This window comes from Bradyrhizobium sp. PRIMUS42 (assembly GCF_023006515.1).
Taxonomy (GTDB): Bacteria; Pseudomonadota; Alphaproteobacteria; order Rhizobiales; family Xanthobacteraceae; genus Bradyrhizobium.
Genome location: NZ_JALBGZ010000709.1, coordinates 1 through 3191 on the forward strand (window position 1 = coordinate 1; position 3191 = coordinate 3191).

Consider the following 3191-nt stretch of genomic DNA (forward strand, 5'->3'; position numbering starts at 1 on the left):
GATCCTGTGGATCGTGCGCGGCTATTTCGAGGACATCAGCCCCGACATCGAGCATGCCTATCGCCTCGCTGGTCATACCTGGCGCGAGGCATTCACGCGGATCGCGGTGCCTTCGGCGATGGTCTTGCTGACCTCGCGCGCGACGGGCGTATCGGCGCCGGCCTTGAAGCTGGCGTCGATTGGCGAGCAATTGAGCGGCTGCGCCGCGAACAGGCGCGGCAGCTTTGCGATCTGACCGGCCTTGCGCAGCTCGCGGAAGCCGAAGGCGCAGCCCAAGAGACTGCTGCCGGCGCCGACGGGAACGATGACGTTGTCGGGCGCGCGAAAGCCGAAGTCCTCCCAGATCTCATAGGCGAGCGACTTGGTGCCTTCGAGAAAGAACGGCTGCCAATTGTGGCTGGCATAAAAGGTCTGGCTCGACTGACGGATGGCCTCGGCCTCCGACTCCTCGCGCGGTCCCTCGACAAGCTGCACCGCGGCGCCGTAGGCACGCACCTGCGCGATCTTGGCCGGCGAGGTCGAAGCCGGCGCCAGAATCTTCACGCGCATGCCGCCGGCAGCGCCCAGCCCCGCCATCGACGAGCCGCCATTGCCGGACGAGTCTTCCAGGATGGCTGAGATGCCGATCTGCCGCAGGAAGGACAGCATCACGGCGGAGCCGCGGTCCTTGAAGCTGCCGGTCGGATTGAACCATTCGAGCTTGAACAACGGGCGCAACTCGCCCCAGTCCTGCTGCACCAGCGGCGTGCAGCCTTCGCCGAGCGTGATCGGATTTTTGATCTCGACCGGCAGCGCCGCCCGGTAACGCCAGAGCGAGCGCGTACGGAGCTCGATGTCCTCGCGCGAAATCCCTGCCCCGGGCGTCACCAGCAGCGGCGTGCGCTCGTCCGAGCACCAGCGCGGCTGGTCAAGGGAATAGAGCTGTCCGTTGCGGGGATCGATGTAGCTGGCGGGCATGGGAGTCTCCGGGGCAGAGCCGATCCGGTCGATATGTCCGAATAATCAGGTTTTATCCAGTCACCTGTTTGGACGGCGAAGGCGCCGCCGGCCCCTTCAAAAATTCGAACAATTACATAGATATAGAGAGCGTTCTGGCGTCGTTCGCCGATCGGGGCGGCGGCTGAAACGGGCCTTTGGACCGCCCCGTACGATTAACTTGTCTGTCGTGCCTTGCCGCTACAATATGTTGGATTGAGCTTGCGTCGCCGGTGTTCCGCGTCGGCAACGCGACCGAGCCAGGCCCGTCCGAGCGGCGGGCCGTTGGCTTTTTGGGAGTTTGGTCATGAGCCGCGCGAACCGTACCGACCACATCCGCCTGACCTCGCATCCGGAGCCGGGCGGCAAGGCCGCCTTCCCGATTCACTGGGGCGCTGCGGACGCGCGCGCACGGGGGCCGATCATCGGCACGGTCTCACGCGCTGGGGATCGCAACGTGATCGGCAGCCATGGCGGGTCCTATGCGATGTACCGCGCGCTCGCGGTCTCCGCCGGCGCGCTCGATCCGATCCGGCGGCCCGATCTCACCAACACGTTTCCGGCCGCGACCATCGGCCCGTTCGAGCAGTGGCAAGATCCGGCAAAGATCGTCGCGCTCGATCCGTGGGGACATCTCGTCGCCGAGAATTTCGGCAAGGACATTGCGGAGGGTGTCGACATCCGGCCGAGCATCGCGGTGACGCGGGCGCGGCTCGACCTGCCGGAGATCCGCGAGGCACTCGCTGCAAAACGGCTGCGCGCCGACGGCGAGGTCGTGCACGCCAATGGCAGCGTCTCCGTGGTGAAGATCGCGATCGATCCGGTCTGGTACCTGCCCGGCCTTGCGGCGCGCTTCGGCACCGGCGAGACCGAGCTGCGGCGCACGCTGTTCGAGCAGACCGCCGGCATGTTCCCCGAGCTCGTGACGCGGCCGGACATGAAGGTGTTCCTGCCGCCGATCGGCGGCACCACCGTCTACATGTTCGGCGATGTGACAAAACTGCCGGACCATCGCACAAAAATCACCTGCCGCGTGCATGACGAATGCAACGGCTCCGACGTGTTCGGCTCCGACATCTGCACCTGCCGGCCCTATCTGATCCACGGCATCGAGGAATCCGCGCGCGGCGCGCAGGAGGGCGGGCTCGGGCTCGTCGTCTACAATCGGAAAGAGGGCCGCGCGCTCGGCGAGGTCACCAAATTCCTGGTCTACAACGCGCGCAAGCGCCAGGAGGACGGCGATGCGGCCGCGGCCTATTTCGAACGGACCGAATGCGTCGCCGGCGTGCAGGACGCGCGCTTCCAGCAATTGATGCCGGACACGATCCACTGGCTCGGCTTGAAGCGCATCGACCGCTTCCTGTCCATGAGCGACATGAAATACGACGCGCTGACCTCGCAGGGCATCGACATCGTCGAGCGTGTGCCGATCCCGCCGGAGCTGATCCCGGCCGACGCCTATGTCGAGATCGCGGCCAAGAAGGCCGCCGGCTATTACTCGACCGACATCGCGCCCGAGAAGGACGTGGACGGCGTGGTCGGCCGCTCACTGGAAAAATACTGATCGCGCGATGGCGGAGGCTTTGGAACGACAGGCGCGCGCGCTGCTCACCGCAGCAGCAGTTCGCGCGCGGGCCGGCGAGATGCTCGATATCGGCCTCGCCGGCGGCTTGAGCCATTTCATTGTTGATCTCGACCGCATGGATGGCGTTGCGGAGGCCGTGCTCGCGGTCACGCGAAAAGCCTATCCGGCGCTGGACGTGCCCTTCCACGCACGATGGCGGCACTTTGTGATTGAGGGCGTCGACCGCTGGGCGGGCCTTGCGAATGTAGCCTCGTTGCCGGATCGCGCGGCGCGGGCGCGGGCCGAGTTCGACCTTGCCATCGTCAGCGTGCTGCTCGATGCCGGCGCTGGTGCGGCGTGGCGATATCGCGACGCGATCAGCGGTAAAAGCATCGGCCGGTCCGAGGGGCTCGCGATCGCCAGCCTCGACATGTTCGCGAACGGTCTTTTTTCGCGCGATGCCGGCTCGCCCTTGAGGGCCGATGCAGACGTGCTCGCTCAACTGCCGCTCGCCGGGCTTACGGCGGCATTTCAGGTGAGCGCGGCCAATCCGCTGCTCGGGCTCGAAGGGCGAACCGATCTGCTGCGGCGCCTGGGCAGGCTGGTGACGGAGCGCGCTGACGTGTTCGGCCTGCATGACACGCCACGGCCG

Annotated in this window: 2 protein-coding genes and 2 pseudogenes; 3 read left to right on the forward strand and 1 reads right to left on the reverse strand. The window is 66.2% G+C overall.

Going from position 1 to position 3191, the window contains the following annotated elements:
• Positions 1 to 118: pseudogene (locus MOV75_RS32265) on the forward strand (carbohydrate ABC transporter permease); the annotation flags it as partial.
• On the opposite strand, the pseudogene MOV75_RS32270 reads toward MOV75_RS32265, so the two are convergent.
• Positions 97 to 957: pseudogene (locus MOV75_RS32270) on the reverse strand (pyridoxal-phosphate dependent enzyme); the annotation flags it as partial. The pseudogenes MOV75_RS32265 and MOV75_RS32270 overlap by 22 nt on opposite strands.
• A gap of 325 nt (positions 958 to 1282) precedes the next feature.
• On the opposite strand from MOV75_RS32270, the gene MOV75_RS32275 reads away from it, so the two are divergent.
• A complete protein-coding gene (locus MOV75_RS32275) occupies positions 1283 to 2539 on the forward strand; it encodes a GTP cyclohydrolase II (protein WP_246920517.1) in 1257 nt (418 codons plus the stop codon).
• Positions 2540 to 2546: 7 nt separating this feature from the next.
• A partial coding sequence (locus tag MOV75_RS32280; RefSeq protein WP_247007342.1) for a DUF1688 family protein occupies positions 2547 to 3191 on the forward strand: 645 nt, incomplete at its 3' end.